The sequence below is a fragment of the Protofrankia sp. Cr1 genome (assembly GCF_963555865.1).
Classification (GTDB): domain Bacteria; phylum Actinomycetota; class Actinomycetes; order Frankiales; family Frankiaceae; genus Protofrankia.
On sequence record NZ_CAUVXO010000104.1, the window covers coordinates 5,990 to 9,095 of the forward strand.

At 68.0% G+C, this 3,106-nt stretch carries 4 protein-coding genes; all 4 read right to left on the reverse strand.

What is annotated here, in order from left to right; genetic code table 11:
• Positions 1–33: 33 nt before the first annotated feature.
• The 4 genes from U9980_RS11035 to U9980_RS11050 are packed head-to-tail and all read right to left on the reverse strand — an operon-like array spanning position 34 to position 2,916.
• Positions 34–705 carry a phosphoadenylyl-sulfate reductase gene (locus U9980_RS11035; RefSeq protein ID WP_322753689.1) on the reverse strand — a complete coding sequence of 224 codons (672 nt, stop codon included), beginning with the start codon at positions 703–705 and terminating at the stop codon, positions 34–36.
• A gap of 58 nt (positions 706–763) precedes the next feature.
• Positions 764–1,006, reverse strand: coding sequence for a transposase (locus U9980_RS11040; protein ID WP_322767830.1), 243 nt, complete (start codon positions 1,004–1,006; stop codon positions 764–766).
• Complete coding sequence (locus tag U9980_RS11045; protein WP_322767831.1) at positions 999–2,723, reverse strand: nitrite/sulfite reductase; 1,725 nt, start codon at positions 2,721–2,723, stop codon at positions 999–1,001. The genes U9980_RS11040 and U9980_RS11045 overlap by 8 nt, the downstream gene beginning before the upstream one ends.
• Before the next feature lie 55 nt (positions 2,724–2,778).
• Complete coding sequence (locus tag U9980_RS11050) at positions 2,779–2,916, reverse strand: putative leader peptide (RefSeq protein ID WP_322767832.1); 138 nt, start codon at positions 2,914–2,916, stop codon at positions 2,779–2,781.
• Positions 2,917–3,106: the final 190 nt, after the last annotated feature.

Here is a 3,106-nt window from a genome sequence, read left to right on the forward strand (position 1 = left end):
GCCCCTGCACCGCAACAGCCGGGATCACCGAGGTCAGTGGATACCGCACTCGGTCTTGGTGGTACCGGCCCAGCGACCCGCACGACCCTCACCGCGCTTGGTGCACGGCCAGCAGCCGACGGAGTCATAGCCGTCCGACAGCAGTGGGTTGACGATGACGTCATGCTCCTGGATGTAGCGGTCGACGTCCTCGTCCGTCCACGCCGCCAGCGGGTGGATCTTCACCTTGCCGCGGCGCTCGTCCCACCCCACGGCCGGCAGGCTCGCGCGCCCGGTGCTCTCGGCCCGCCGCGAGCCCGCCGCCCAGGCCCGGTAGGGCGCCAGCGCGCGGTCCAGCGGTACGACCTTGCGCATCCGGCAGCACAGGTCCGGATCGCGCTCGAACAGCTTCGGCCCGTACACGGCGTTCTGGCCGGCCACGGTGAGCTGTGCGCCGGCACTGATCAGTGGAAGATCATAACGGTGCATGACCGCGTCCCGGGTACCGATCGTCTCGGCGAAATGGTAGCCGGTGTCGATGAACACCACCGGGACGTCCGAACGGATCCGGGCCAGCATGTCGACGAGCACCGCTTCCGCCATGGACGCGGCGACGACCAACTTCGTTCCGAACTCCTCCACCGCCCAGCCCAGGATCTCCTGCGCGGGCGCGCCTTCCAGCTCGTCACCGGCGCGTAGGGCACGGGCTTTCAACGCGGCATCCATCAGTCGTTCTCCTCCGTCGCTGCTCCGTCACTGCTCCATCGCTGCCAGAACCGCCGTATCAGTGCTCGAATTCCGCTGGACCATCCGACCTGGGCAATTCGTCCGACCCGGGCGACCCGGCCGACCCGGGCACCACCGCGAGGGCGGTCATGTTGAGCCGGAAGGCCCGCCGACAGCTCCTGCACGACCACTGACCATGACCGGAGCCGCCGGATGCCTCCTGCTCCGGTGGAAGGTAGGGAACGAGATCCTCCTCGCCGCAGTACGGGCAGTAGAAGGGGACGGAATGCCCGCTACTCATCAGCGGCTCCGGATGCGCCGGTCCGATCCGCCGGAGCGGTCAGGACGGACTCGTCCACCCGTTCGACCCAGTCCGCGAAAGACTCACCCTGGTCACGGCCGTCCACAAAGGCGCGCAGGAGCCCGTCGACATAGTCGACGACTCCGGCGGATGTGACCTTCAAGCCACGGGACTTGCGGCCCAGCCGCGACCGCGTGCCGATATGACCACCGAGATGGAGCTGGAAGCCTTCGACCATCTCCCCGGAGGAGTCCGGGACCAGGGAACCCTTCAGCCCGATGTCGGCCACCTGGAAACGCGCGCACGCGTTCGGGCACCCGTTCACGTGGATGCCGATCGGCTCGTCGAAGTCGGGCAGCCGCCGCTCCAGCTCGTCGATCAGCGATCCGGCCTTCGCCTTGGTCTCGACGATGGCGAGCTTGCAGAACTCGATGCCGGTGCAGGCCATGGTGCCGCGTCGGAAGACGCTCGGCCGGACGACCAGGTCGAGCGCGGCGAGTTCCGCCTCCAGCTCGTCGACCCCGGCCGGGTCGACGTCGAGGATGACCAGCTTCTGGGTGGTCGTCGCGCGGATGCGACCCGCGGCGAAACGATCGGAGAGATCCGCGACTGCGGCGAGCGTCGTACCGCTCAGCCGCCCGGCCCGGGGGGCGAACCCGACCGCCATGCGGCCGTCTGTCTGCGGGTGGATGCCGATGTGGTCGCGTCCCTCGTTACGTGGCGGCGGCGGTGGCGGGCCGTCGGGCAACGGTGCCGTCAGGTACTCCTTCTCCAGCGTGGTGCGGACCCATTCGGGCCCCATGTCCGCGACCAGGAACTTCAGCCGCGCCCGGGTGCGCATCCGCCGGTAGCCGTAGTCCCGGAACAGGCACGCCACGGCGTGCCAGACCTCGGCGATGCGGTCAGGGGTCACGAAGGTGCCGAGCCTGACCCCGAGCTTGGGGTTGGTCGACAGACCGCCACCGACCCACAGGTCATAGCCGGCGCCGAGCTCCGGGTGGACGACCCCGACGAACGCGATGTCGTTGATCTCATGCAGGGTGCACTGGTCGGCGCACCCGGAAACGGCACTTTTGAACTTGCGCGGCAGGTTACTCAGGGATGTGTCACCCACGTAACGCCGGACGATCTCCTCGATCGCCGGAGTCCCGTCGATGACCTCGTCGCCGTCGACACCGGCCAGTGGGCATCCCAGGATGACCCGCGGGGTGTCGCCACACGCCTCGGCCGTTGTCATCCCCGCGCCTTCGAGCGCCGTCCAGATCGCGGGAACATCCTCGATACGGATCCAGTGCAGCTGAATATTCTGACGGTCGGTGACGTCCGCGACGTCCCGGCCGTACCGGGTGGAGATTCCCGCGATCACGCGCAGTTGATCGCTGGTCATCCGGCCGCCGTCGAGGCGGATCCGCTGCATGAAGAAGGGCGCGTCGAGCTCCTCGGGCTCGAGGACGGCCGTCTTGCCGCCGTCGATTCCCTCCTTACGCTGGGTGTACAGCCCCCACCAGCGGAAGCGGCCCCGCAGGTCCTGCGGGTCGATCCCGGCGAACCCGGTGTACGGGTAGCGGTTGAGAATCCGGTCCCGAACAGCGAGACCGTCCTGGTCCTTCTTCATCCGCTCATTGGCATTGAGCGGCTCGAGGTGGCCACGTGCCCACTGGCCCTGTCCCTTCGGACGGGGCGGGCGGGCCGAACTGGAGCGTGCAGGGGTTGTCATCGAGTCTCTCGCAGCCGGGTGCGGGGTGCGCCGAGAGCACTGGCGCGCGGGCAGGTCAGCGGTGACGCGGACAGACCGCGCTCGCGACCCTGAGCAGGTCGACGTGCAGGCGCGCGACCAGACCGACATCCACCAACGGGACGTCGGCCAGAACAGAAGCCACCGGACGAACATCCGGGCCGAAGCAGGTCATGTCCGAACCAGTCAGACGGAGCCTCGGGCGCATGGTCACAGCCCTATGTTTCCACATCGGGCGCCCATAAGGCAGCGGTCATGCTCTGAATCAACACAAAACTACCGAGTGTCTACAAGCAGCGATCGCCATGCGCCTGAACCACATGATTTCGGACGGTCGGCCTCCCGCCATTCACAGGTCCCGACAG

What these genes read in the sequence shown, in the direction of transcription:
- U9980_RS11040 (WP_322767830.1), bottom strand. Translation starts at nt 1,006, where the DNA reads ATGAGTAGCGGGCATTCCGTCCCCTTCTACTGCCCGTACTGCGGCGAG.
- U9980_RS11050 (WP_322767832.1), bottom strand. Translation starts at nt 2,916, where the DNA reads ATGACCTGCTTCGGCCCGGATGTTCGTCCGGTGGCTTCTGTTCTGGCC.
- U9980_RS11045 (WP_322767831.1), bottom strand. Translation starts at nt 2,723, where the DNA reads ATGACAACCCCTGCACGCTCCAGTTCGGCCCGCCCGCCCCGTCCGAAG.
- U9980_RS11035 (WP_322753689.1), bottom strand. Translation starts at nt 705, where the DNA reads ATGGATGCCGCGTTGAAAGCCCGTGCCCTACGCGCCGGTGACGAGCTG.